This window comes from Sphingomonas sp. Leaf357 (assembly GCF_001423845.1).
Lineage (GTDB): Bacteria > Pseudomonadota > Alphaproteobacteria > Sphingomonadales > Sphingomonadaceae > Sphingomonas.
The window spans coordinates 514,706-540,310 of record NZ_LMPM01000002.1; the positions used below are offsets into that span (position 1 = coordinate 514,706).

The following is a 25,605-nucleotide window of genomic DNA, read 5'->3' on the forward strand; positions in this document are numbered from 1 at the left end:
CGCCGCGCCGTTAAGGCTGACCTCAAGGGTAACACCCTTTTTTTCGGCACAGGGCGAGCCATAATCTTATAGGGTCGGCCTCGGCGCTACGTTATTTTTCGAGTTTTTTGATTATGACCGCTGACAGAGCGGAGGACGTGACCCAGTTGGTAGCGTCATCTCAACATCGTAAGGGCCGCCCTATGGCCCGGCCATCACTTCACGCAAGACTTGCATCAATGTCATGCACTCAACCCTGTGCCCCAGCCGGCTAGCCCCTTTCAGCAACGGCACGCCGACTTCGTCGTCATATACCAGAATGATCGGCCGGGTTGCGCTCGTCGCACGATGTCCAGCACCATGCAGTTCTCGGAAAACCTTATTTCGGCCTCTCGTGACCTCTATCGCCCAAGTCTCCCGCTGCCACTCGAGTATAAGATCAATTTCGCCGGGCAGCCCTTCCCAAACAGTAGCACGAGCACGCACACCTGCAGCGCGAGTAATGCTCGTCACGACGAACCCCTCCCAACTTCTCTCACGTAGACGCCAAAACGCTTCGACTCTCGCGGGGCCGACGCCGAGCGGACCGTGAGCATAGGTTCTTTGATCCCACCCAAGGAGCCGATGAAGCACGCCCGGATCAGTGACATACAGTTTGTGTTTCTGCTGATCAGCATCGCCCGGTTCTGTCCACATCGGCAGACGATACAGAAGGTTCTGCTGCTCTCCGGACGCGAGCAAGCGGTTGAAAGCACCCTGCTTCATTCGACTCCGTTTTTGCGTTCCTGCAGCCCACTCGCCATGGGATCGGGCCAACTCCTCCCAGACACTTATTCCGCTAAAGTCCCAAGAGACATCATCGGGGAAAAAAGGAAGCTCTGGCAACAATCGGTCGCCGACCCACGCCGCTGCGCGATTATCGGTAGGAGCGAGTAATGCGGGCAGGTAGCGTCCCCGTCGTCGCAAGTCGTTCAGCGTAAAACGCAGCGAAGTCGCATCGCTCTCGCGCAGCCCAACCTCAAGGAGCGGACCAACTGCTTCCGTCAAAAGCAGGTCATGCGCTTCAACAAGCTTTATGTCGGGCAAGATCAGCATCAACGGGAAACGTCGAGAACCACGACCCGCACCCGACCAGCCGCTACCGCCCGGTGCGTCTCAAGCGAGGCGCGTAATTCGGCAGCGTTAGTGGGTTTCGGCCCTCCGACCGTTTTTCTAGGAATGTGAAATCCCGGACCAAACCAGAATACCAAATAGATCCCTTGCCCTTCGGCCTGCCAATGACCGGTGTACAACGCCTCAAGCTGACCGTCGATCGCGGTCCAAAGTGCGTCGTGCTGCTGCCGTTTAGCCTCCACCGGCAGCCACAGCCGGTCATGGTAGAAGACGATATCGGCGCGCTTACCCTGAGGCATATCGGCCTCGTCCATCGGATAGATCGATAAAGGCTGAAGATGGCCTCTAAGAAGAGTGACAACAAGGTCGCGGCAATCGTTCTCGGTGCGTGGCTGGTTCCCACTCCAGAACCAACGCACTTCGTCCTCTGAGCTCCCGCTCAGTCGGCGACCCAACTCCTCCATCTCATAAACCACAATTGAGCGTAGATCCGCGACAACTGAAGGGGGACCTTCTTCAAGTACCACCTTAATTTGGTCTAGTGTTGGCGGAATGTAACATTGATCAGCCCGCTTCTGTCGCTGTTCAGCAGCCACAATGCGGATAGCTGTCGTGTAACCGTCGACGGGCGCATCCCGCAGTTCAGCTATTGATGCTATCGCGTGCGGCGAGATGTCGTTGCCTAGGCGCTGTATGAACGACCAGAGGTAGTCGGATGCGTCCCATGGGTTTAGGTCGCCTATCGTCACTGACCCAGGACGCGCCGCGATCGGCCATAGGGTTCGGAACGTCGCGATAATCCAAGCGAGCTGTTCCACGGATAGTAGAACTGGCGGCCCGTCCCGGTCGTGATAGCTGCTTCCGCCGATACGATCGCGCAAGTGCCAGAGCAACTCGGGATCTATCGCGCGGCCCAGCCGCGCTATCGCTGGTTGAAAGTCTACGACAAGCGCAACTGCTTCCCAATTGCGACGCCGCTCATCGGCCATCGCTCGCCCTTGTCGGTCAGCTACGAGCGCTCGCAGGGCATCTCGACGATCGGACCTGAGAAGTTGGTCGACCATCTCGATTTCCGCTTCCGCCGACATATCTGGGAAGCGGCAAAGCCACCTCTCAGCTAATTCTACGGCTAGATCGCCATGATCTCCGCGCATGATATCGTAAAGCTGGCTCACGTGTCGGGTGTTATGGCGCAGCTGCGGCTCGACAAAAATGCGAACCACTCGCTTCCACTGCCGTCGTCGCTTGAGCTCGTCTTCCAACAGAGCGCCGAGATCTTTGAGCGCGCCATCGTTCCCGATCCCCCCGTTCCAGCACTCGTACAAGCCAGCTGCTAGGCGCTCGCTGCTGACCCCATCGAAGGGTCGATCCCTAGTCCGGACGCGCTCGGCGAGGGCAGCGACGACAATGTCGCCGGCCGACCAACGCTTCGATTCCGCGAAGCTGCGGGCAACCTCGGCGGCGCGCGGACGTGGCGGCTGAATTTGTAGGAATGCTTCAAATCCCTTGCGCGCCGCCTCGGCGACTTCTTCGCCGAGCCATTCAGCCACCCGCTCATGCGCCGGCACGCCGTTGCCGATGTCAGTGAATCGATTGAGGTATGCTTGGGCTGGAGGGAGGATCAGGCCGTACTCGCCGGCACTCAGAGCATCGATTTTGGCAAGAAAACTGTTCCGATGCTTGCCGTACTTGTTCTGACGCTCCGCATCCCGCTCGCGCGTCCGCTCAATCTGTTCACGCTCCCACTCTGGCACGACACGCTTGGCTTTGGCATCGATCCAAGCCAAGGTCTCAAGATCGCCAACTGCAAAACGCTTGACCGCCTCGCGCAATGGTTGACCTTCATCGCCCCATTCCCGACCGAGCTCCATAACCTCACGCCAGCGCGGATCAGCTGAGTCCATCGTCTCCAACAACGCCACGATTTCAGGTTGTGTTGGGTAAAGGTTAATTAGGTCCCGCTGAAGCGGCCAAGCCCTTTGCCAGACATCTTTACCGCTAGCCTTGTCGAGTAGGATATAACGCTGGATGGCTTGACGCATTGATGCGCGGGCATCCAACCATTGAGCCAGCTGTTTGCCTAAGTCTCGACGATAAGAATTGTGTTCTTCGAATGGCTCAATCCACTGCCAGAGCCGCAACGGATCAATCAAAGGGTCATTTTGAAGCCTCTTCAAAATCAACGCATATTGCAGGTCGATCAAATCATTCGCTTCGTGACCGACATGTTTGGGCAAAAGTTCTTCAGCGTACTCCGCAAAGAGATCGAGTAATGCGTCCAACCGCATGACAGGGACATCGTCGGCCAAACGGTGGAAACTTTTCAACATGTTGCGATCGGGATTTCCTCCAACGGAAGAAAGCGTTAGCCCATCGCGAGCGAGTACGATTGCAACGATCTGCTCGTCGGCAAGCGATTCAAGTCCTATGTCGTTGAGCATTTCGTGCGCGAGTCTCAGGGAGTCCTCGCTCCCCTCGCAGCGGAGCTGCTCGAGCAGAACCGACCAGTCTTCGCCGCCAGTCGCCAGTAGAACCAACGCAGACGCGTGACGAATGCCGTAGGACTCCCGACCGTCGAGCATCAGCTGCCGAATAAGGGGCCGGAGGCTCTCTGCGCTCTTTGCGTTTCTTAGCTGCTGCAGGAGAAGCGCGCGCAGTCCAAATTCCGCGTTCGGGTCACGCACGACACGTGCGACCTCCGCCATCAAGGGTGCCGCTATCAGCGAGGTAGCGCGGTACTTGCGCCAATCCATGAACCGAGGATTTTCTGCCGCGAGCCGCTCCAGCGCCGCGAAGAGCAGCCGTGCCTGCTCGACCGATAAGGCCTCGGCATCTCCGTATTCTACGACCCCCATGGGATCCGCCTCGATCACAGAGACCGCGAGTTGCGAATCAAGCGCGAGCCAAGCGTGCAATCCGCGAAGAGAGGCTGGCACCAGTCCGTGCGACATAAAAAGTTCAAGTAGTCGACGCCGTTTTATCCGGGTGTCTGCTTGCGCCGCCAGCCAACGTGCGCCGACAAATTCGCCTACGCGACGGTGGACATAGGTCAGCCCCTCCGACTTGTCGGCGGCAAACAGCTTAGTGTCGGCGACACGACCCACATGGCCATGGTCGAACGCTTCAATTTCGGTAAGCGACAGCGCCTTGTCGCTGGGGTCAATCAAGCCGCCCGGCAGATCCAAAATGCGAGAGTTCCCTGACAAAATCAGACCAGCGAACGCAGCCCCTGCCGCATCTAAGGCAACCTCGCGCGGAAGCTGTTCTTTGACAGAGTTGCGCTCATTTCGGAGTGTCTCGATTGCATGTTCAAAAAGAGCAGTCGTCGTCTCGGGCAACGCATCGCTTGGCAGAGCTGCGATCAGTTCAAGAGTTTGTGGGTTTCCTAAAAAGTCCGGCCCGAAGGCGTCGAAGTGATCGCGCAAGCGCGTCGCCCTATCTGCGTCACCGGTTAGAACAGTCAGCAGCTCTATCTGCTCGTCCCGAGTAAGCGGCTCAAGATGCACCTCTAGGGGCGTTGTTTCGTACTGTTCGGCGATTGCACCCAACGCGGTCGCTGACCGCCACTCCGCAACCCGGCAGCTAAGGAGAAAAGGTGGGTAATTGAGCTGGCCCAGCTTTTGTAGCACGCGGTCGACCGCATCGCCTTGGCCTTGCGACGGTACCTCGTCCAGTGCGTCAATGACGAGACGCGTTGCGTTGCCAGTTAGCTTCTCTGGCAGCACTCGATTTATCAGCTGCGTGGCTCGACAGAAGCTTGCACTGCCGTCGTGTGCCACGAGGAACTTAAGCAACTCCGTCTTGCCCATGCCCGGCTCACCCAAGACGACCAACGGCTCACGCCGGACGAAGAGGGAGTCCTGTTCGATCCAGTGACGGCCGTCCTTATCGACGTACCACAATCGGCGGTTAAGGTAGGTCAAGCCAATCTATATCCGGCAGCGCTTGGTCATGCAGCATAACGTCCATCGTTCAGCCGGCGTGCCATGCCAAGGCCGGCCAAGGCGTCCAACACTGGGCGCACAGTGGCCGCCCGCTTCCCCTTGAAGCTTCGAGCGATGTCCTGAGCCGCCATCGGCACGACGGCGGTCGCCAGTACCTGCTGCACAGCACCGACTTGTTCGGTGAGGGTAGCGGGCCACAAAATAATGTTGTCGGGGGCGACAACGGCGGCTTCACCCAGATCGAGTGTCCCGGAGACTGGCGTCCGGTAGCCGGGATCTTGAAAATCAGTCCGCAAATATCGGATTAGACCAAGCGCCTCCTCAGCCGCTCGCTCCTTGTTCAGCGACACAAGCCGCGTGAGAATCGTTTGTTCATCCAAATTGCCCGACCGATGCTCATCACCCCAGCCATAGGCTTCTGCCACGCTCTCGTCGATCGCGTGATGGTGCTGGCATATGAGTGCTACTAGGCCTCGCTGATGGATATCACGTTCGGCGGCAGTAAGCGTTCGACCAGATTGAACCGCATCCACCACGTTATAAAGTTTTGTAAGCGTCAGGTCTTCATGAGCGTGAAGAACACGTTTGCGCAAATTGTCCAGCGCCTCTGCTTCGGCACGAATCCGATCCTTAATTAAGGCGGCGACCTCTGCAGGTAGGGGGAAGGGATCAAAGCATCGCGACTTACTGTAACGGGGATCATCACCCACCCCGAGCCGCGCTCCGGCGGCGAGTGCCCATGCCTTATGAATGTGGCTCGACAGGACGCCAAGCTCAAACGCGTCATCAGAAGCAACCGCTATCAGCATGTGATCTGGCAGAATTTCGACGTTCAAAAACTGAAATACCCGATGCTTGGCGGTCTCGACGGTGACTATATAACGGTTCAGTCCTCGTAGCGCTCGACGAAGGCCCGGCCTCGGCTTTTGAAAGAGCCACCAAGAGTTAGCGTATTGCATCGCATCAGGTGTGCGATCTCGTTTTGCCTCCCGCCCTGGGCGGACCGTCATAGCGACATGCTGATATATCGCGGGCCAGCGCGTTCGAACCTCCGCCTCCCCGTATCCGAAGAGATCGATTACGTAGGCTCCACGGGACCGAGCCATCAGGTCCCTCCCATTCCGATACGGCTTCACAATCAAACCCATCGCATCCGTGCCCACTGTCAGGCTTTCGGCGGTGGGATGGTCAAGAATAAACCCGGCACCGTTTAGCGCACACCCATTTGACGCTACACCAAGGTTGCCGCGAAGCGTGCGCGCATCAACGACTGCCGCGCCGATGGTAAGATCACTCAAGATAGGACCGACGCTCAATCTAAACTCTATATTATCCGGCGCCTCGCTCTCATTGATGACAGTCATCAATCGACCTTCGCCTGCTCCACTGCATGCGACGGTCATCGATATCCGGACCGACGCTCCATCAGATATGTCGACCCATGGATGATTTGGGATTGCAAAAGCAATCATAAGAGGAGGCTTTCCGTGCATGTAGATCTCGAGCACCCGCCGATTGAACTTTTGGGGGAGTGAGTTAGTCGTGATGAACCCAAACCGGCGTGTTCTCCTTTGAGCGGTCTCCGCCGCTGCGCGATCCCACCAGTGCATCACAAAGTCAGCGCTCTCCGGGACTGCTGTCGTGCTAAAGAGGGCCTTCAAATACCCTTCACCTAATTTTTCTCTCATCGTTTTATCCCCGATGAACGGCGGGTTTCCCACGATGAAATCAGCCTTGGGCCATTTGGCTGCTCTCGGCTTCGCATATTGGTATACTTCGACCCGGGCCGTCTCGTCGGGTACCATCTTCCCCGTGACTAGGTGCGCCTTCATGGTCTCGCCGTCCCACCGCGACACGGGAGCGCCGGTCTCGTCGCGTTCGATTTCCCGCTCGTCCCAATCAACGAGGGCGTCCCGGTTCTCAATAGTCCGGATGTCACGCAAGATCGGCTCTGGCGGCGCACGGTCCTTGCCGTTAACGCGGAAGTGCCACTGGAGATAGCCGATCCAAAGAACCAACTGCGCTATGGCGGCGGCGCGCGGGTTGATTTCGATTCCCAAAAAGTTTTCAGGCGTAATCGTGTGGCCCGTCAGTTCTGCAAGGTACTGGTCGTCGCCCAGCTCGACTAACAGGTCGAGCACCTCGCCCTCCAGTTCCTTCATCCGCGCCATCGCGACGTAAAGAAAATTACCTGTGCCACAGGCGGGGTCTAGGACGCGGGTGCTTGCAAGCTTGCCATGGAACGATTCAATTGTCCGCCGAGCCTCGTCAGGCTTACCTTGATCGATCAGTTCGGTAGCTGCGACGCGCACACCTGCCCAGTCCGCGCGCAATGGCTCCATAATTGTCGGCCCCACCAACCTCTCGACGTAAGCGCGCGGCGTGTAGTGCGCGCCTAGCTTGGCCCGCTCCTTGGGGTTCAGGGCGCGTTCGAGGAGCGTACCGAAGATCGCCGGCTCAACCTCAGTCCAGTCTTTCAGCGATGCCTCGATCAGCACCTCCAGCTCAACTTTCTCTAGCGGCAAGGCAGCGGTGTCCTTGAAGAGATAGCCGTTGAACCGCTTGACCGGAATACCAAGGGCCGGCGCGAACACGCCCTTATCCATCGCCTCCCATAATGCGGAGAGCTGATGAGGAAGATGCTCGGGGTGATCAAGCTGGCCGCGCAGCAGCCTCTTGAAGCTATCCTGTGGCAGCAGCACCCCAGTATCTTCGGCGAACATGGTGAACAAGATGCGCGATAAGAAGCCGCTGACGGCATCGGGTGAATGGCCCCGGCCCTCCAAACGACGTGACACAGTGGCGAGGAGGTCGGCGATCTCCCGCGTGACGCGAGCGGCCTGGGTTGAAGGGTCGAGGCTCGCCGGTTCGGTCCAGATCGCAGCGAGGCGTTTGCGCACGTCCTCGTTGCGCAGGTCCTCAAGCATGATGCGGTAGCGCGACCGGTCGGGGAACTGTGCATACGCCTTACCGCTTCCTGTAAAGTCAGCGTAGACCTCGATGCAGTAGCCAATGTCCGCGATCAGCAGGAACGGCGGCCATCCGTGGTCGACAGGAAGGGCTTTAGCGTACCGCTCGGCCTGCCCCTTAGCCTGCACCATCGCCTTTGCCCAACCCGGCGTGCCGCGACGTGCGGTGCCTCGCTTCATTCGGGCGGTGGCGGTCTGTCCGAACAGATCCAGATCGTCCTCGCCACGTGCAGCAGCGGCCCGGTCCGCATCGCTGCCCTGCTTTGCCTCAAGGATGAACGCCCCGCGCCTGTAGGCATCAATACGACCGAAGCTGACTGAGCCGTCGCCGTTGTCCTGAAAAACCCGCCGTTCGAATACGTAGTCATTGTGAGCGTCATCGGCGCGGCTGCCATGCGGCGGCTCAACGCCGATCAGCCGGCAGAGGGCATTAATAAAGCTCTGCGTGTTCGCCAGCTCCGATCCGCCGGTCTCGCGCCAGTGCTCTATAAATTGTTCGACATCAGCGTCAGGTTCCATGCGAATGTCTTAGGTGCTTACCCAGGCCACAGGCAACCTGCGGCCGCGCGCATTTGGCTAGGCCGACACGGTGATGACATCTCCGAAGCTCACAGTGGCGACGCCCCTGCCCTTGCTGTCCTCGATGTCGATGTGGTGGCGCATGATCAGGTGACGATGTTCTGCAATCGACTCCAGCGCCAGCGCGATGCAATCCTTTTCCGCCCTGGCAATGGCTCCGGCCAGATCCGCAAAAACCTGCCCTTCGTCATCATGTGTTTTCTCGTCGTTGAAAACGTGGAAGAAATAGCCGGCCATACCGCATGAATGATTGTCGCTGCCCTTAGTTGCGGGGATAGATTGAGATCAGGCAGTTTTCGCATTAAAGGGCAGACGACCAATGTGTAATCGAGCGCGGATGCTGGGCGAGCCAGAGACGATCATCGAGCGGTTCGGCGCCGGCTGGATCGCCGAGAAGCCTCGCGACAATCGCTTCGATCCCGTCGAGCTACGACCGAAAGGCCGGGCCTACGTCATCCGCCAGCAGGACGGCGCGCACGGTTTGGACGTGATGGCGTGGGACGTTCTCGGCGGTGCCGCGCCCTGGCCGATGACCAACGTGCGTAACTTGGCCCTGCCGCAGTGGAAGGCATTGGCGTCGAAGCCCGAACAGCGCTGCCTGATCCCGCTCACCGAGTTCTGCGAATGGACGCCCGACAAGCACGATCTCGGCGACGGCAAGCCGAAGCTGAAGGGCGAGATGTGGTTTCAGGTGACGGACCAGCCGGTGTTCGCCGTCGCGGGGTTCTGGCAGCACACCAAGGAAGGTGCCGGCTTCGCGATGGTTACGTGTGATCCGAACTCGCTAGTTGCGCCGATCCATCCGAAGGCAATGATCACGATCCTTAAACCTGAGGATCACCAGCGGTGGCTGACTGGCACGGTCGAAGAGGTGATTAAGTTGCAGCAGCCCTACGACGCGGCGGCGATGACGGTACGAGGGCCGGCGTTCCCAACGCGTAAATTCTAGCTCAGTAACTGAACGCCGGGCTTGTTCATCATGCCTAAGCCGGCATGCTCACAGATGGCGGCTTATCGTTACCGATGACGGCAATGCCCATCCTCGTAACCATCTTCCGTATCGTTTTGGAACGCCTAGATTTTTTGTAAGGAATGGCTCGCGACAGGCGGTTTACGATCCGTTAACAGCCCGATCATTCTTCGGAGGGTGGGGGCGCAGGGGCGCAGACGACCGATGTAGAACGTACCCTACAATCGGAGAACGATCATGAAGACTATGACTAAAATGATGATCGCGGCGACTTTCGCTGTTTCCGGCCTCGCGGCTGGTACCGCTGCTAACGCCGCCATCGTGATCAATATCACACAGGTTGGAGCCGATGTGCGGGCCGACGCGAGCGGAACCGCAGATACCACGGGCGCAGCGCCGATCGGCCTCCCCATATCCGGCGCCCCTTTTATCAACGGGTCTCGTGCCGCTGTGAGGGTCGGTAGCGGTGCTTACTACAATTACGCTGTTAGCGGCCCAACTGTGTTCGGAAGTAACTTTCAAGTAACTGCCACCACCGCATCGGGCAGCCTTATCGCCGTTAATGGCATGAACCAAACCGTTCAGCTTCTTGCGGCCTATACTTCTAATTCCTTCATCAGCGGCACGGCAACCTTCGCGAACCAAACGCTCGCGTCACTCGGACTTACGCTTGGTTCCTATGTCTACCGCCTCCCAAACGACACTTTGACGGTTAATATCGGTCCTGTCGCCGCAGCCGTTCCCGAAACCGCCACTTGGGCAATGATGATCGCTGGCTTCGGCATGATGGGCGCTGCCATGCGCACCCGTCGTCGTTCGACCAAGGTATCGTTCGCCTAAACGACTTCTCCCTTGAGAGCGCTAAGCCGCTGGCCCTCGGGCTGGCGGCTTTTTGCTGTCGCTAATTCGGCTTGCCGATCGGTTCGAGCTTCCAGTCGATCCCGTCACCTGCGCTCTCCTTGGCGGCAATGCCCTTCATCGCCAGCAGGATCGCCTTGCCAACGTCCTCGCTCAGCAGGCGCATGTCTCGTGGCGTCGGCACGTTGCCGCTTTGGACGGCGAGCATACCGATCACGCCACACAGCCCCTCAAGCGCCAGCGGAAAGTCGATCGTGCCGCCTGGTGCATCATCATCCACCGCTCCAGCGCGAACGACCGCCCATAGGGTTCGCTCGATGATCTTCTCGATATAGGCGGCTTCTTCTGGTGTCCGCGTCTCCGGCATTGTCGGCCCTTTGGCTGGTGTGGCTTGTCGATATTAGACGCTGGCAGTCGGCCGCATCCACAATTTTGCATAGATCAAGCCCGCACGGTCGGCACCTCGGCGAGGCTGGTGGTCCAGGCGGGCGAACGCATCTCCGAACGCAGCTTCCATTCGCGGCGAAACCCCTGGGAGGCCGTTACCGCAGTCCAGGTGCCGAATCGCCCATTGATCTCGTCCAGCGCCGACATCAGCCGATCCCGCTTGCCGGTGTCGTCTTCGAAAAGCGTGCGAGGCCGCATATCAGAGGCAACCAGTTCATCGAGCAAGATGCCGGCCTTGGTGAAGGCATAGCCATCGCGCCATGCCCGCTCAGCTGCCCGCCTGGCCGCCGCGATCAGCTCCAGGCTGTCGCTCGTCATCGGGTGCAACACGACCATGCGTGACCCGCCATATTGCGGCCGCTCGGGCTTGTGCTTGTTGGTGTGGAAGAACGCGGTCAGCCGGGCCGCGACCAAGCCGTGGCTGCGCAGTTTCTCGCCCGCCCGCATCGCGTATTGGCTAAGCGCACCCATCATGCTGTCGAAGGTCGTTACCGGCGTGCCGAACGATCTGGTGACCGCCATGCCCTTGCGCTGCGGTTCGACGCTCTCGACGGCATTGGATGGCACCCCGCGCAGCTCGGCCACCAGCCGCTCCAGCACGACAGTGCCGACCGCGCGCGCCTGCTTCATCGGCATGTCGCGAAGCCCGGCCGCCGTATCGATGCCCAAGCCGATCAGTTTGGCGGCGGTGGCACGGCCGACGCCCCACACGTCCCCGACCGGGAACACGCGCATCACATCGTGCCGGGTACCCTCATCGCGAAGATCGGCCACCCCGTCGAAGCGCGGCTCCTTCTTCGCGGCGGCGTTCGCCAGCTTCGCCAGCGTCTTCGTGCCGGCGATGCCAACGCATGTGGGTATGGTGGTCCATAGCCGCACCTGCGCCCGCATGGCATGCGCGTGTGCGACCAGATCGCGATCCTCGAACCCGGCCAGGTCGAGGAAGGTTTCGTCGATCGAGTAGATCTCGGTATCGCGGGCGAACGCATCGCAGGCGGCGATCACGCGCCGCTGCATGTCGCCGTACAGCGTGTAATTCGAGGATAGTACGCGGATGCCATGATCGCGCACCTTGTCGCGCAGATGGTGGATCGGATCGCCCATCTTGATGCCGAGCGCCTTAGCCTCGGCCGAACGTGCGATGGCGCATCCATCATTGTTGGACAGCACGATCACCGGCACGCCGACGAGCTTGGCGTCGAAGGCGCGTTCGCACGAAACGTAGTAATTGTTGCAGTCGATCAGCGCGATCGGCGTGGTCATGGCAGCTTGCGCGCGACGCCGACCACCACGCCCCATATCTCGACATGCTCATCGACGAGGATCTGATCGAACCCTTCCGCTTCGGGCACCAGCCAATGGCGACCATCCACATAGCGCAGCCGCTTTAGCGTGCGATCACCATGAACCAGGGCAACCACCACCGCGCCCGATCGCGGCGTTTTCGCGCGGTTGACGACGATCAGATCGCCTTCGTTGATACCGACGCCGGCCATGGACTGCCCATCAACCCGCATGATGTAGCTGGCGGCCGGATGCTCGACGAGCCAGGCCCCGAGGTCGATCGGCTCCTGCATGTCGTCCTGTGCCGGGGACGGGAAGCCGGCGGGGGTGTGGCACAGGAAGAACGGCACCTCGCGCGGCAACAGATCGAACGGTACATCGTGCAGCTTCAGGTCGTTCGCTGGGCGGACCAGCGCCAAGTATGCGGGTCTCGGATCCACCTACAGGATCGACGCGAACTGGAGCTGCTGATGCTGTGACGCGAGAACGCACCGCGCTTCCTGCGCCGCGCCGACCGCTTGACGGTAATGCACCGTGCCGAACCGCTCCGCCTCGTCGAAGCTGACCGGTGCCCATTCCTCGGTCGGATAGCAGGCGTCGTAAATCGCGCGCGCAGCCGCACGCAGTTGCAGGTCGTGCTGCATGTCATCCTCCACAGTGTCGCATCACCGCATCGGCGGCGCGGGCCATAGCTAGGCTCATAGCGATCTGATTCGCAAGAACATTGCAGGAACAGATTATGGATGCGATGGATGACGCATAGTTTCGAGGGGCACGATGATGCTCAACATGGCGCGCACCGAGGATGCACGGGCTGCACACCCAAGCTTCACCAGCGTATGTTGATGGAGCGGCATCCCTGTGGCATTCCCAGTACGCGCTCAGTCTGTCCTGAGCGTGAGGCGTCGTAACCTCCAAGCTCTCGGCCGGTCACATCTTTGTGGCCGGGCGGCATGCGCGTATGTCCAGTCGGCCTAGCCGATAAAGGTGCATGCGCCTTGGCGAGAGCTTGGGTTACGAACGCCCGGCTTGACCGGGCACGTCTCAGTCCGACTGGGAGAAGACCGTGCCAAAGCCAAAATTCAGTCTGCCCCTCTGGTGGGATGAACGTTCTACCCGGCAGAGGTGGGCAATTCTCGCCGGAGCCGCTCTAGTCTGGATAGTGATTGAGCCGCTGGTCCCTCGCTCTCCGAACAGCTCAGACCCTCAAGCGCTTACTCAAACCGAACAAGCTACAGCTGCGCAAACTGCCGCCGCACTACACATCTCCAAAGAAGAAGCTGAAGCAATAATTAGAAGATCTCGACCGAGCGCAGAAGAGACACGACGCCTCCGATACGAGCGGGAGAAAAGAGACGAGGAGGCTGCAGCATTCGCCGCCAGCGTTTGCCAGAGCCAGCCTTGGCTCAACCGATGCCAATGACACACGCTTCGCCACCAAAATTATCGAGCTCGTCCCATAAACTCCACCGGGACCAGAAGCTTGTTCTTTTGACGAGAGCGTTTTGCCATAAGTTCAATATCTAGCGCATAACATACCTGAAACACCTTATCCATTTGGATTGAGGGTTTGCCAGATTCAAAGTCTATGATGAACCTGCGCCCGACGCTGGCCTGCTCAGCGATATGAGATTGGCTCAGTTGGAGGATATTGCGCCTTGACCGGGCGATTGATGCCAAGTCCGAAACTGCACTGATGTACGAGGTTTCGGTGGCGAGTTCTCGGTATTCTCTATCCATATGTTCAATCCTTGTGAGCGATCGGGAACAGGCGGGGACCAAAGCCTGTTTCTCCTGCTATCTATTTGTCATCAGCGGACTGTACCCTCATGTTCCCGATCAAGATCCATATAGCGCTGAAATTTATCGTAAGTCCCAAGGGAGGGTTGGAATGACACTCGATCAAAAAAACGGTTGCTCACCCTGACCACCGTCCTCGACCGTGATGAGCGCCTCAAGATCATCACGCCGAATAAGCCTCCGGTTGCCGATCTTGCAGGACGGCAGCCTCCCCCCTTTGAGCAGGCTGTACAGAGTGGTCTTGCCTAGCCCAGTCACTGTACAGGCCTCGGTTACGCTGTATGCCAGACGGGCCGACTGACCGCGCGGCTCGTCGAGTGGCGAGCGGACGCTCTGGCAGGTGGTAGACTTGCTCATATCATTCTCCCTTCCAGGAGGCTGATAGGCGTTATCCTCAAGAACGAAAGGCCAATTGAACAGTTCTACGTGGTAACTTTGAAGTTGCAGTCACTCGGCTTTAGAGCCGTTCAAAAATCTCAAAGTTACGTGGTAAGGTTGACCCCTCCCCCCTTATAAATTTTCTATATATATAAAAGTCCTAGTGTGTGAAAATATATATATAGGGTCAACCTTACCACGTAACTTCGAGCTTTTTGAAATTGCTAGAGAGCGAGTTGGACGCCTCATCACGGCGTCGGACAAATGGTAGCAGCCCAAACCCCCATCATCTCGCGACGCTTCTCCAGAAAGATCGTGCGGCGATATGCAGCCACGACCTTGTCCGGGACCGCATGCGCTAGAGCCATCTCAGCGACCCCATCGGGATACGTCGTCTCTTCAGCGACCCAGTCCCGAAAGCTCGACCGAAAACCATGCACGGTCCACTTACCGCCAATCGCGGTGCGAAGAACTTTAGTCAGGGTCATGTCGCTGAGAGGTCTGTCAGACATGCCCGGAAAGATCGGCTCGCCCAGCCGACCCTTACGAAGACCTGCCGCCAACTCAAGAACTGTTAGCGCAGCCGGTGACAGCGGCACGACATGCTGCCTGCCCGCCTTCATTCGGCTCCCGGGGATAGTCCAAAGCTCATTGGCAAGGTCAATTTCGGCCCATGTGGCCCCCCGCACCTCCCCCGATCGCGCCGCCGTCAGGATCAAGAAGCGCAGCGCTAGGCGGCCAGCGGTATCACGGTCGCCGAGCTTGGTCATGAGATCGGCAATTTGACTAAACGGCAAGGAGGCGAAATGTGAAGCTTGGGTAGTCTGCTTTGGCAGGCCAATTCTGATTGACCGCATTGGAGCCTCGCTGGGCCGGTGCCCCTTGGCATGCCCCCAGTCTAGCACGATGCCCACCCTCTGGAGCACCCGCCGGGCAGTTTCAGGTTTGCTCTGCCAGATTGGCATCAACAGATCACGGACGTGACCAGCGGTGACTTTATCAATAGGCATCGAGCCGATCGCGGGAAAGGCGTAGCTCTTCATCGAAGATAGCCACTGGGCCTCATGCTTGGGGTTCTTCCAGTCTGACTTTCTCTCGTCATGCACAGCCACGGCGGCCCCCTCAAAGCTTGGCAGGGCGGCCAGGATTCTCCGTGAGACGCGCTTAGCCTCCACCGGGTCTTCACCAGCCCGAATTTGCTTTCGAGTCTCCACGGCCCTCTCACGGGCGCCTGTGAGGGTGACGTGATCCGCAGATCCTAACCCTATGTCCCTGCGCTTGCCGTTCGCTTGAACGCGTAGCTGCCACGATCGCGACCCGCTCTCCTTGACCACGAGCATCAACCCCTGACCATCCACATATCTACCCGGACCGCAGGTCTTCACTTTCAACGCTGTCAGCTTACCCATGCCGTTCGCTCCGTACCCACACTGGACCCCACACATCTACGCGGTTCTGAACGAACCACAACGGTCACATGCGAACGTTACATGGTGATTTAGGCCGATTTTCTGGGCGACTCTGAACCTCTACGATTCAGCTGGGTCAAAGGTTGGGAGGACTCCCGCTCCGCCATTACACCGTTCGCGCGCCGCGCGGCGATATCCGCGCTTTCCCGCATGCGGCGGCGGCATCCACGTTCGGTCTCGCAATCGGCATGACCTCGATCAAGCCATGCAACCGATACCTGGCGGTTGTGTTAGAGACCGATGACCCATTTCCTTTTCCATCTGCACGAATGCGGCGTCGTTACGGAGGACGAGGAAGGGCGGGATCTGCCGGATTTCGAGAGTGCGCGTCATCACGCCGAGATCGCCGCGCGGGCGATCATCTGCGCAGAGCTCGAAGATGGCGACATCTGTCTCGGCTGCCACATCGAGATCGAAAATCGCGACACTGGGGAACGGCATATCGTCGCTTTCCGTGATGTCGTGCGGATCGTGGGCGAATAGCCGGCAGTGAGTGGACGTTACGTTCCCAGCATCTTAGGGTCGACACATGGCTGACCCGACCAATGGACTCTCGCTCTGGCTGGATCGCCTGGTCCTGCGCTCGCCTTTGGGCGTGGAGGAGCGCGAGGCCGTGCTCGGCCTGCCCGGCAAGGTCGAGTCGATCCGGGCGAACCGGGATTTCGTCCGTCTGGGCGAGAAAGTGGACCGCTCCTGCCTGATCCTGTCGGGTATGGCGGGCCGGTTCGGTCAGGCGCGGAGCGGCGAACGGCTGACCACCGCGATCCACATATCCGGCGACATGGCCGATCTGCATTCGGCGGTGCTGCCCACCGCGGCCTCGGCGCTGCAGAGCATGGGCGAGACGGTGATCTACCGCATCCCGCATCGCGCGATCATGGAGGCTTCCGGACGCTATCCGGCGCTGGCCCAGGCCTTCTGGCGCGATTGCACGGTGGATGCCGCGATCCTGTCGCAATGGTCGCTGACCAATGCCCGTCAGACCGCGATCGGGCGGATCGCGCATCTGCTGGCCGAATTGAGCGTGCGCTTCGGGGTCGGGCGCGGCCGCGACGACATGGAATTCGAATTCCCGCTTACTCAGATCCAGTTCGGCGACGCCACCAATCTGACGGCGGTCCATGTCAATCGCATGCTGCGCCATCTGCGCGAGGCGGGGGTGGTGGCGATCAAGGATCGTCGCGTGCGCGTGCTCGACTGGAAACGCCTGTGCGCGGCGGCCGATTTCGATCCGACCTATCTGCATCTGCACCAGGCGGATTAGGCCCTCTGGATACCGGCCGACCAACGGACGCCGGACGCCCGCCTTGATCGACATCTATGTGAATCCTGGGTCCTTTCGCCGCCCGATGCGGTAGGACTGCAAACCGCCAAACGCGGCGGGACACGAGGACATGGTTTTCAGGCGCGACGATCGAGGCGAGAACCGGCCCGCAGACCGCGCCGCGCCGCTGTGACCGGCCGGACCGCCATCTGCGTACCGGTCCGCGACGAGGCGGCCCTGCTGCCGCGATTTCTCGACGCGCTCGCGGCGCAGGACCGGCAGGATTTCACCCTGTGTATCCTGTTCGACGGCTGTGCCGATGCGAGCGTAGCGATCGTGACCGCGCGGGCCGCGAGTCTGCCCTTTGGCATCCTCACCGCCGAGGTGGCGGCCGGTGCCCCCAATGCCGGGCTCGCGCGCCGGCGGGCGATGGAACTCGGACTTTCGGTGCTGGACGATGACGGAATGATCGTCTCCACCGATGCCGATTCGGTCCCTGCCCGCGACTGGTCGTCCGCGAACGCCGCCGCGCTCGCGGTCGCGGAGGTGGCGGCGGGCCGGATCGTGCGCGAAGGCGGCCGTCAGAACGCCGTGCAGGATCGGGTCGAGCGCTATTACGACGCCCTGTTCGCGCTGCGCCGCGCGATCGATCCCGTCGCCTGGGAAGCGCCCGAAACACACCATTATACGAGCGGTGCGAGCCTGGCGTTTCGCGCCTCCGCCTATCGCGCGCTGGGCGGTTTCGAACCGATCGCCTCGGCCGAGGATGCGCGGCTCGTCGATGCGGCCCACCATGCGGGCCTGCGGATCCGCCGCGACGCCGCCATCCGGGTCGCAACCTCCGCCCGGCGATCGGGACGCGCGATCGGGGGACTTGCCGACCATCTGCGCAAACTCGATGCCGGCGAGGCCGAAGCGACGATGGCGCATCCCGAAGATGCGGTCTGGCGCTACCAGCGGCAGGCCGCCGCGCGGGCCGCCTGGCCCGATTTCGGCGCGGGGCGCAGCACCCTGGCGGCGGCGCTCGACAGCGACCCCACTCGGGTCGAGAGGATCGCGCTGGAGGCACCGAATGCCGAGGCGTTCGCGATGCGCGTCGTGCCCGACCGGCCCGGCGGCGAACGCATCGTGACGCTCGACACGGCGGAAGCGGCACTGGCGCGGATCTCGCGAAACGAACGGGTGCTGGCGGCATGACCCTCGAACACGTGCTGGCGGATCGGCCATCCGATGTGCAGGGCATGCGCACGCGGCTGCGCGCCTTGCATGCGCTCCTGCCGATCCATGGCGACCCGCGAACGCCGGACGACATGTTGGCGCTGCTCCGCATGCTCTACCGCGTCGCCCGCTCGGACCTGCCGCTCGCCCGGCTGTTCGAGGGCCATGTCGATGCGCGGCAGATCGTCGCACGCTATGCCGGCACCGACATCGCGCGCGAGGTGGACGCCACCGGCGGCGTGTTCGGCGTGTGGAACGCAGCGTTGCCCGGCGAACCGCTGCGGATCGGCGCGGACGGATTGTCCGGCGGCAAGAGCTTCGCCTCCGGCGCGGGCGTGCTCGATTTCGCGCTCGCCGGTGCGGACACGGCGGAGGGCAACCGGCTCGTGCTGATCGATCTCGCCGCATCGGCCCCCGCGATCGACCGCGACTGGTGGAAGGTCGTCGGCATGCAGCGGTCCGAAACCCATGTCGTCCGTTGGAATGGCGCTCCTGCGGGGAGCTACCGCCTGATCGGCGAGCCCGGCGATTATGCGCGCGAACCTTTCTTCAGCGGCGGCGCCTTGCGTTTCGTCGCCTGCCATGCCGGTGGCGTGGCGGCACTGTTCGATCACGTCCGCGATCATCTCGTCGCGACGGACCGTGCCGGCGATCCGCATCAGGCCGGTCGCCTGGCGGAATTGTACGTCGCCGCGGCCTCCGCCGCCGAAACGGTGCGCACCGCGGCGGAGCGATGGCGCACGCCAGCCTTTGTCGACCATGTCGCCGCCGCGCGCATCACGGTCGCGGCCTCCGCCGAGCGCGCCATGTCGATCGCGCAGGCGGCGATCGGCGTGACCGGGCTGTTCGTCGATCATCCCTTGTCCGCCGCGCTGACCGATCTGATGGTCTATCTCCGCCAGCCGATGCCCGATGCCCAGCGCATGCGCGTCGGCAAGGCGGCGGCGGACGGCCTGCTGGTGCCCGGCCTGTGATGTCCCGACGATGAAACGCCTGTCGCTCGCCGGCGTCCGCAACGCCCTAATCGTCGCACCGCACCCCGATGACGAGACGATCGGCGCATACGGGCTGATCCGCGCGCTCAAGGCCCGGTCGGCGCGCGTCCGCATCCTCGTCGTCACCGATGGTGCCGGATCGCATCCCGGCAGTGCGTGCTGGCCGCGCCGCCGCCTGATCGCCGAGCGGCAGCGCGAGGTGCTGGCGGCGATGCGCGGCGTTGGCGTGCCCGCCCCCGACGTGACGTTCCTCGGCCTGCCGGACGGCGGGCTTTCGGTCATGGCGAGGATGCGCGCGGTGCTCCGGCCGGCGGTGGCGCGGGTCGGCGCGTGCGACCTGATCGTCCTGCCCGCGCGGGACGACGATCATCCCGATCATCGTGCGATCGCGGTCGCGCTGGCGCGATTGCCGGCCCGCCGTCTGCACTATCTGGTCTGGCCGAACCGGCAGGCGGCATCGCGCCGCGCCAGCCACTATCTGCGCCTCGGCGATCAGGCGGCCGCGAAGCGCGGCGCGATCACCCGCTATCGCACCCAGATGGGCGCAATCACCGACGATCCGCACGGTTTCGCGATCTCGCGGGCCGAACTGGCCGGCTTCGCCCGCCCGGTCGAACTGTTCCGCGAGGTTCGGTGATGAAGCCGATCGACCTGCACGGCTTCGACCGCAAATTCGCGCAGGACGACGATCCCTGGCGCACGTTCAGCAACCGCGACGAGGCGCGCAAGCGCCGCGCGATCCTGCGCGGCATCGGCCCCGCTCCGGTCGGGCGCATCCTGGAACTGGCGGCCGGCAACGGCTCGAACAGTGTCGCGCTGGCGCGCGCGGCGCTGCGGCTCGACGCTACCGAAGGGACGCGCAGCGGCACCGAATTGGTGCGCCGCGCGGTCGGCGGCGATCGCCGGGTCCGGGTCGAACGGCTGGTGCTGCCGGGGCGCTTTCCCGGCACTGCCTATGACGCGATGGTCGTCGCCGAACTGCTCTATTATCTGTCCCCGGCGGCGATGGCGAAGGTCGCGCGCGATACCGCCGCCGCGCTGCCGCGGGGCGGCCGGCTGGTTCTGGCGCATCACCGCGTCGACTATCCCGATTTCGTCCAGCATGCCGATGGCATCCACGGCCGTTTCCTGGCCGAAACCCAGGCCCGCTGGGCACTCGCGAACGACGTGCGGACGGGCCGCTGGCGGGTGCAATCCTATGTTCGGGGATGAATCCCGCCCGCTCCGCGTGGCGATGCTCGCGCCAATCGCCTGGCGCACGCCGCCGCATCATTACGGGCCGTGGGAATTGGCCACCAGCCTGCTGACCGAGGCGCTGGTACGGCAAGGCGTGGACGTGACCTTGTTCGCCACGCTCGACAGCCTGACCAGCGCCACGCTCGCCGGCATCGTGCCCCGGCCATATAACGACGATCCTTCGATCGACGCCAAGCCGTGGGAAATGCGGCACGTCGCCTACCTGATGGAACGGGCGGGCGCGTTCGACATCATCCACAACCAGGCCGATCTGGTGCCGCTCGCCTTCAGCCGGATGATCGACACGCCGATCGTAACCACGCTGCACGGCATGCCGTCCGACCGCATCCTGCCGATGCTCGCCGAATATCAGCACGACGTCCATTACGTCGCGATCAGCGATACCGATCGCAGTCCCGATCTCAGCTATGCGGCGATGATTCCCCACGGCATCGATGCACAGGCCTTTCCGTTCGTGCCCGAGCCGTCGCAGGATCTGCTGTTCTTCGGGCGGATCCATCCCGACAAGGGCACCGCCACCGCGATCCGCGTCGCGAAGGCGGCCGGACGCCGGCTGCACATCGCCGGTATCGTGCAGGACCAGACCTATTTCGAGGCCGAGGTCCGGCCGTGGATCGACGGCGAGACGGTCGTCTTCTCGGGCGCGCTCGGCGGCGAAGATCGCCTGCGCGCGCTGGGATCGGCGGCGGCGCTGTTGCACCTGATCGATTTCGAGGAGCCGTTCGGCCTGTCCGTGGTCGAGGCGCTGGCCTGCGGCACGCCGGTCATCGCATTCCGGCGCGGGTCGATGCCGGATATCGTTCGGCACGGCGAGACCGGGTTCGTGATCGATACGGCCGCGCAGGCCGTCGCCGCCGTCGCGCGGCTCGACACGATCGATCGCCGAGCGTGTCGCGCCGATATCGAGCGGCGCTTTTCGGTCGATCGCATGGCCGCGCAATATCACGAGCTCTACCGGGCGATCCTTGCCGCCCGGCGCGTCACGAGAACCGCGTTCGCTGGTAAGCCAGCTCTCGCGCCAGCGGCATGAACGGCAGGCGGGTGCCGCCCTCCGGCGGCGTGCGCAGCAGCCCGTTGGGGCAATCGCGATCGTCGTCCCAGCCGGGATGGTCGAGGATCGGGTACAGGCAGATCCCCGCCACCGGCACGCCCAGATCGATCGCCAGCGCCACTTCATCGCAGATATGCGCCAGCCATTCGGGCCGCGCCTCGCCCTCGATTCCGGTCTCGGCCACGAAAATCGGGCGGCCGTAACGGGCATAGGTTTCGGCCAGCATGTGGTGGAACGCCCGGTAGAGCGGATGCCCGCGCGCGATCGGCGCGCCGCCATGGACCCACTGGTTGTTGTGGTAGAAATTGACCCCGACGATATCGAGCAGGTCGGCCCGTCCGCCGAGTTGCGGCCAGCATCTGCCCGCGATCATGTCCCACGCCTGGAACTGCGCCTGGCGATGTCCCTCGGCCGCGGCGGCGTCATCCGGGCGGGCCGGGTCGGTGGCGATGTGGATCACGGGATCGGCATGGACGAAGCGCGCGTCCGGATCGACGCGACGGATCGCCTCCATCGCCGCGATCGCGGCCCGCACGAGCTGCACCTTCAGTTCGAATCCGCGCGCCGTCGCGAACGGATTCATGTACCCGGCATCGCCGCCACCCCAGGACAGGAACGATATCTCGTTGACCGGCGCATAGAGATGGCGACCCGGCAGCCGAGCGGCGATCGTGCGGGCGGCGGCTTCGGCGAAGGCGGCGAAACGGGCGACGAAATCGGGCCGCCAGACATCAACATCGTCGGGCCAGCCGTAATGCAGCAGATCCCAGATCACTTCCGTGCCGGTCGCCGCAACGCCCGCCAGCTGGTGCTCGAGGCTCGACCAGTCATAGACGCCCGGCGACCGTTCGATCAGATGCCAGCGCAGGCCATCGCGCACCGTGACGAGGCCGTGCGCCTGCAACGCTGCATAATCCGATGCGGCCAGTGCGTCGTGGCGCGTGGCGGCGATCACGTCGATGCGGGCGCGATCGTGTCCGCGCCGGTGGGTCGAACATTCGAAGCCGCCCTGGAAGAAGCTCCCGAACAGCGCGGGCACCGCCGCCGGCAGGCGCCGCGCCGCATCGAGCACCGTCGTCGGTTCGTCCGCCAGCAGCGTTTGGAGGTCGATCGACACCGGACGCAAATGCAATTGCTCGAGCGCGGGGGCCAGATCGGCGGTCGGCTCGCACGCGACTACGCAGTCATAACCGGGCAGGATGCCGGCCAGATACGCGACCGTGTCCTCCAGCGAGAGGCCGTAAGGCTGGGTGTCGACCTGAACCCCCGTCGCCGACATTCGCGCCAGCGCCTGGTCCGGCAGGCCGGGCAAATGCCGGCACACGACCGCGTCGAGCCGGTAGCGTGCCGGATCGAGCGTCCGCGCCAGCCGCCTGACCTGCCATTCCGCCCCGCCCCCGCCCAGGGACGCGAACACGAACAGGACACGTAGCGGCCGCTCCGCCAATGCCGCCCCGGTCAGGAGATCGACACCGCGACGTTGTTGGGCATCAGCATCGGCGCGAGCCGGCGATAGGTCGCCAGCGCCTGCCCCACCACCTGGTCCATGTTGTAATATTTGTAGGTCGCCAGCCGTCCGACGAAGCTGACGTCGAGCAAGGCGTCGGCCAGCGCCTCATATTGCTTGTACACCGCCTGGTTGTCGGCGCGCGGGATCGGGTAATACGGATTCCCGGTGGCGCTGGAATATTCGTAGCTGATGCTGGTGCGGGCATGCGCCTGCCCCGTCAGATGCTTGTATTCGGTGATGCGGGTATGGGCGATGTCCTCCGACGGATAGTTCACCACCGCGACCGGCTGGAATTGCGCCATGTCGTGCGTTTCGTGCCGGAAATCGAGACAGCGATAGGGCAATGCGCCGAACCGATGGTCGAAATATTCGTCAACCGGCCCGGTGAAGATCGTATGCCCGGCGGTGATCCGCCCGCGCACGTCGCGGAAATCCACCCCCAGCTCCACATCGATCAGGTCGTGATCGATCATGTTCTCGAACATCCGCGTATAGCCATCGGCCGGCATCGCCTGGAACGTATCGAGGAAGTATCGATCGTCGGTCGAGGTCCGCGTCGGCACGCGCGCGGTGACGGATTTGTCGAGTTCGGACGGGTCCAGCCCCCATTGCTTGCGCGTATAGCCGCGGAAGAACGTCTCGTAGAGTTCCTGCCCGACCGCCGCGATCACCACGTCTTCGGACGTACGGATCTCACGCGGTTCGGCGCGCGCGGCGAGGAACGCGGCAGCCTGCGCGTCGTCGCTCAGGTCCAGCCCGTACAGGCCGTTCAGCGTCGTGCGGTTGATCGGGATCGGCAGCAGCTTGTCGCGCACCGAGGCCAGCACGCGATGCTCGTACGGCCGCCAACGGGTGAAGTCGGACAGATAGCGGACGATCTCGTCGCTGTTGGTATGGAAGATGTGCGGGCCGTAGCGATGCACCAGGATCCCAGCCGCGTCATGCTCGTCATATGCGTTGCCGCCGAGATGATCGCGCCGGTCAATCAGCAGTACGCGTTTGCCCGATCCCGCCGCCAGCCGCTCGGCCAGCACCGATCCGGCGAAGCCCGCGCCGACCACCAGCACATCGTAATCGGGCCGGGCTTCGGACGGCCGGATCGCCGGCGCGGTGACGAGATCGTTGGCCGGTGCGACCGGATGTCGCTTCGCCTCGACCGCCGCGAGCACCATCCGGTGCATGCCGTCATAGGTGCGATCCCATGACATCGTGGCGAGCAACGCATCGGCCTCGTCGCGCCATCGTCCGTCCGCCGGCAGGGCCAGAACCCGCTCGCATTCCGAAACGAATGCGGCTGCGTTCGCCGCGATCCCCACGCCTTCCAGGCCGCCATATTGCGCCACGACGTCGACGATCGGCGTTGACACGACCGGACATCCCGCGGCGAGATATTCCGGCGTCTTCGTCGGGCTGATGTAGCGCGTCGCCTCGTTGATCGCGAACGGCATCAACGCGACGTTCCAGCCCGACAGCCATGCCGGCAAGTCCGCATAATCGCGTCCGCCGACCCAATGGACATTGGCACGCCGCGGCAGGCTGTCCGGCGCGATCTTCACCACCGGCCCCACCATCACCAACGACCAATCCGGCCGAGCGGCGGCGATCGCGTCGATCAGGTCGAGATCAATCCGCTCGTCGATCACGCCATAGAAACCCAGGATCGGCGCGGTAATTCTGGCCTGCTCGACAGGCTCGGCGATGGTCTCGCGCGCGGCGGCGAAATGCGGGACGTCCACCGCGGAGGGGAATGCGCGGATGTTGCCATGGCGCGACTTCTTGGCCTCGAACAGGCTCTGGCCGCCGGTGAACATGACATCGGCGCGCCCGATCAACGCCGCTTCGCGCGCGAGAAGAGCGGGATCGGCGAACTTGAACGCCGACAGTTCGTCCATGCAATCATAGACGATCGCCGCGGCATCGACGTGCCCGGCAAAGGCGAACATCATCGGCGTGTAGAACCACAAGATCGGCGGCGCCGAAATGCTGGTCGCCACGAACATATCGAGCAGCGCTTTCAGCCCCGTCTCCCGCTCCGCCGCGCTCCAGCCACGTGGCACACGCGGGCGCAGCGCGATGACGTTATCGTCCGGAAAGGGATGATATTCGAGGTACGGCAGCGGGTGATCGCACGGGATCGGCTCTTCCCACACATATACCCTCCGCTCCCGTGCGGAGCGTCGCATCAGATGCTGCGGGCGCTGGATGACGAAATCCCAACGCAGATGCGAAAAGCAGATCAACGGCGACGCATCGGAAAGAATAGTGGGTAGGCCAATCTGCACGCGGAGCATCCCTGTAATACGCCCCCGCGCTGGGAGTGCTTAAGGCACCCCACCCGACGAAGCATTGATTTCGATCACCACAAATAATTTTACTTTAAGGACCGTCTTCGGACGGGTTCGCAACGGGACTGATTAACCTAAAGCAAGTATTGGTCTGGCGTCGCGTGTTTGAGTAGCCAGCCATGAACGAAGCTTCAGACGGCTGGTGTCGGAAGGGGGGCGCCGCCGTTTAGACGAC

The 25,605-nt window shown here is 62.3% G+C and carries 21 protein-coding genes; 9 read left to right on the forward strand and 12 right to left on the reverse strand.

Annotation, left to right across the window (positions count from 1 at the left end; all coding sequences use genetic code 11):
* Nucleotides 1–180: 180 nt before the first annotated feature.
* The 4 genes from ASG11_RS15485 to ASG11_RS15500 are packed head-to-tail and all read right to left on the reverse strand — an operon-like array spanning nucleotide 181 to nucleotide 8,821.
* Nucleotides 181–1,074 carry a DUF4143 domain-containing protein gene (locus ASG11_RS15485; protein WP_055782107.1) on the reverse strand — a complete coding sequence of 298 codons (894 nt, stop codon included), beginning with the start codon at nucleotides 1,072–1,074 and terminating at the stop codon, nucleotides 181–183.
* On the reverse strand, nucleotides 1,074–5,015 hold the full coding sequence (locus ASG11_RS15490; protein WP_156363832.1) for a hypothetical protein: 3,942 nt from the start codon (nucleotides 5,013–5,015) through the stop codon (nucleotides 1,074–1,076). Before ASG11_RS15490 ends, ASG11_RS15485 begins: the two co-directional genes overlap by 1 nt.
* A gap of 26 nt (nucleotides 5,016–5,041) precedes the next feature.
* Nucleotides 5,042–8,524 carry a class I SAM-dependent DNA methyltransferase gene (locus tag ASG11_RS15495; RefSeq protein WP_055782115.1) on the reverse strand — a complete coding sequence of 1,161 codons (3,483 nt, stop codon included), beginning with the start codon at nucleotides 8,522–8,524 and terminating at the stop codon, nucleotides 5,042–5,044.
* A gap of 57 nt (nucleotides 8,525–8,581) precedes the next feature.
* Nucleotides 8,582–8,821, reverse strand: a complete 240-nt coding sequence (locus tag ASG11_RS15500; RefSeq protein WP_055782118.1) for a DUF6894 family protein — start codon at nucleotides 8,819–8,821, stop codon at nucleotides 8,582–8,584.
* An 82-nt stretch (nucleotides 8,822–8,903) separates the two neighbouring features.
* Here ASG11_RS15500 and ASG11_RS15505 point away from each other — a divergent pair, with 82 nt between their 5' ends.
* Together ASG11_RS15505 and ASG11_RS19320 are read left to right on the forward strand one after the other, a co-directional pair.
* The gene (locus tag ASG11_RS15505; protein WP_055782119.1) at nucleotides 8,904–9,533 is read left to right on the forward strand and encodes an SOS response-associated peptidase family protein; all 630 of its coding nucleotides are present in this window, start codon (nucleotides 8,904–8,906) and stop codon (nucleotides 9,531–9,533) included.
* 258 nt (nucleotides 9,534–9,791) lie between these two features.
* On the forward strand, nucleotides 9,792–10,394 hold the full coding sequence (locus ASG11_RS19320; RefSeq protein WP_055782121.1) for a PEPxxWA-CTERM sorting domain-containing protein: 603 nt from the start codon (nucleotides 9,792–9,794) through the stop codon (nucleotides 10,392–10,394).
* A 61-nt stretch (nucleotides 10,395–10,455) separates the two neighbouring features.
* On the opposite strand, the gene ASG11_RS15515 is transcribed toward ASG11_RS19320, so the two are convergent.
* From ASG11_RS15515 to ASG11_RS15545, 6 genes are all read right to left on the reverse strand, one after another.
* Nucleotides 10,456–10,779 carry a hypothetical protein gene (locus ASG11_RS15515; protein WP_055782123.1) on the reverse strand — a complete coding sequence of 108 codons (324 nt, stop codon included), beginning with the start codon at nucleotides 10,777–10,779 and terminating at the stop codon, nucleotides 10,456–10,458.
* A gap of 74 nt (nucleotides 10,780–10,853) precedes the next feature.
* Nucleotides 10,854–12,122, reverse strand: coding sequence for a Y-family DNA polymerase (locus tag ASG11_RS15520; RefSeq protein ID WP_055782125.1), 1,269 nt, complete (start codon nucleotides 12,120–12,122; stop codon nucleotides 10,854–10,856).
* Nucleotides 12,119–12,562: a LexA family protein gene (locus ASG11_RS15525; RefSeq protein WP_055782128.1), complete on the reverse strand. Its 444-nt coding sequence runs from the start codon at nucleotides 12,560–12,562 to the stop codon at nucleotides 12,119–12,121. Before ASG11_RS15525 ends, ASG11_RS15520 begins: the two co-directional genes overlap by 4 nt.
* Before the next feature lie 21 nt (nucleotides 12,563–12,583).
* Nucleotides 12,584–12,787: a hypothetical protein gene (locus ASG11_RS15530; RefSeq protein WP_055782795.1), complete on the reverse strand. Its 204-nt coding sequence runs from the start codon at nucleotides 12,785–12,787 to the stop codon at nucleotides 12,584–12,586.
* A 1,258-nt stretch (nucleotides 12,788–14,045) separates the two neighbouring features.
* Nucleotides 14,046–14,300, reverse strand: a complete 255-nt coding sequence (locus ASG11_RS15540) for a helix-turn-helix domain-containing protein (RefSeq protein WP_055782133.1) — start codon at nucleotides 14,298–14,300, stop codon at nucleotides 14,046–14,048.
* A gap of 269 nt (nucleotides 14,301–14,569) precedes the next feature.
* Complete coding sequence (locus ASG11_RS15545) at nucleotides 14,570–15,730, reverse strand: tyrosine-type recombinase/integrase (protein ID WP_055782798.1); 1,161 nt, start codon at nucleotides 15,728–15,730, stop codon at nucleotides 14,570–14,572.
* A 300-nt stretch (nucleotides 15,731–16,030) separates the two neighbouring features.
* On the opposite strand from ASG11_RS15545, the gene ASG11_RS15550 reads away from it, so the two are divergent.
* From ASG11_RS15550 to ASG11_RS15580, 7 genes are all read left to right on the forward strand, one after another.
* Nucleotides 16,031–16,273 (forward strand): DUF6894 family protein, encoded by a 243-nt coding sequence (locus tag ASG11_RS15550; RefSeq protein ID WP_055782136.1) that lies wholly within the window; start codon nucleotides 16,031–16,033, stop codon nucleotides 16,271–16,273.
* A 46-nt stretch (nucleotides 16,274–16,319) separates the two neighbouring features.
* The gene (locus ASG11_RS15555; protein WP_055782139.1) at nucleotides 16,320–17,054 is read left to right on the forward strand and encodes a Crp/Fnr family transcriptional regulator; all 735 of its coding nucleotides are present in this window, start codon (nucleotides 16,320–16,322) and stop codon (nucleotides 17,052–17,054) included.
* 189 nt (nucleotides 17,055–17,243) lie between these two features.
* Nucleotides 17,244–18,251 carry a glycosyltransferase gene (locus ASG11_RS15560; RefSeq protein WP_055782142.1) on the forward strand — a complete coding sequence of 336 codons (1,008 nt, stop codon included), beginning with the start codon at nucleotides 17,244–17,246 and terminating at the stop codon, nucleotides 18,249–18,251.
* On the forward strand, nucleotides 18,248–19,246 hold the full coding sequence (locus ASG11_RS15565; protein WP_055782144.1) for a hypothetical protein: 999 nt from the start codon (nucleotides 18,248–18,250) through the stop codon (nucleotides 19,244–19,246). The genes ASG11_RS15560 and ASG11_RS15565 overlap by 4 nt, the downstream gene beginning before the upstream one ends.
* 10 nt (nucleotides 19,247–19,256) lie before the next feature.
* On the forward strand, nucleotides 19,257–19,904 hold the full coding sequence (locus ASG11_RS15570; protein WP_055782149.1) for a PIG-L deacetylase family protein: 648 nt from the start codon (nucleotides 19,257–19,259) through the stop codon (nucleotides 19,902–19,904).
* Complete coding sequence (locus ASG11_RS15575) at nucleotides 19,904–20,479, forward strand: class I SAM-dependent methyltransferase (protein ID WP_055782151.1); 576 nt, start codon at nucleotides 19,904–19,906, stop codon at nucleotides 20,477–20,479. Before ASG11_RS15570 ends, ASG11_RS15575 begins: the two co-directional genes overlap by 1 nt.
* The gene (locus tag ASG11_RS15580; protein WP_055782154.1) at nucleotides 20,466–21,554 is read left to right on the forward strand and encodes a glycosyltransferase family 4 protein; all 1,089 of its coding nucleotides are present in this window, start codon (nucleotides 20,466–20,468) and stop codon (nucleotides 21,552–21,554) included. The genes ASG11_RS15575 and ASG11_RS15580 overlap by 14 nt, the downstream gene beginning before the upstream one ends.
* Here ASG11_RS15580 and ASG11_RS15585 read toward each other — a convergent pair.
* On the reverse strand, nucleotides 21,505–22,992 hold the full coding sequence (locus ASG11_RS15585; protein WP_156363833.1) for a hypothetical protein: 1,488 nt from the start codon (nucleotides 22,990–22,992) through the stop codon (nucleotides 21,505–21,507). The genes ASG11_RS15580 and ASG11_RS15585 overlap by 50 nt on opposite strands.
* 41 nt (nucleotides 22,993–23,033) lie before the next feature.
* Nucleotides 23,034–25,367 carry a UDP-galactopyranose mutase gene (glf, locus tag ASG11_RS15590; RefSeq protein ID WP_236697542.1) on the reverse strand — a complete coding sequence of 778 codons (2,334 nt, stop codon included), beginning with the start codon at nucleotides 25,365–25,367 and terminating at the stop codon, nucleotides 23,034–23,036.
* Between the last annotated feature and the right edge of the window lie 238 nt (nucleotides 25,368–25,605).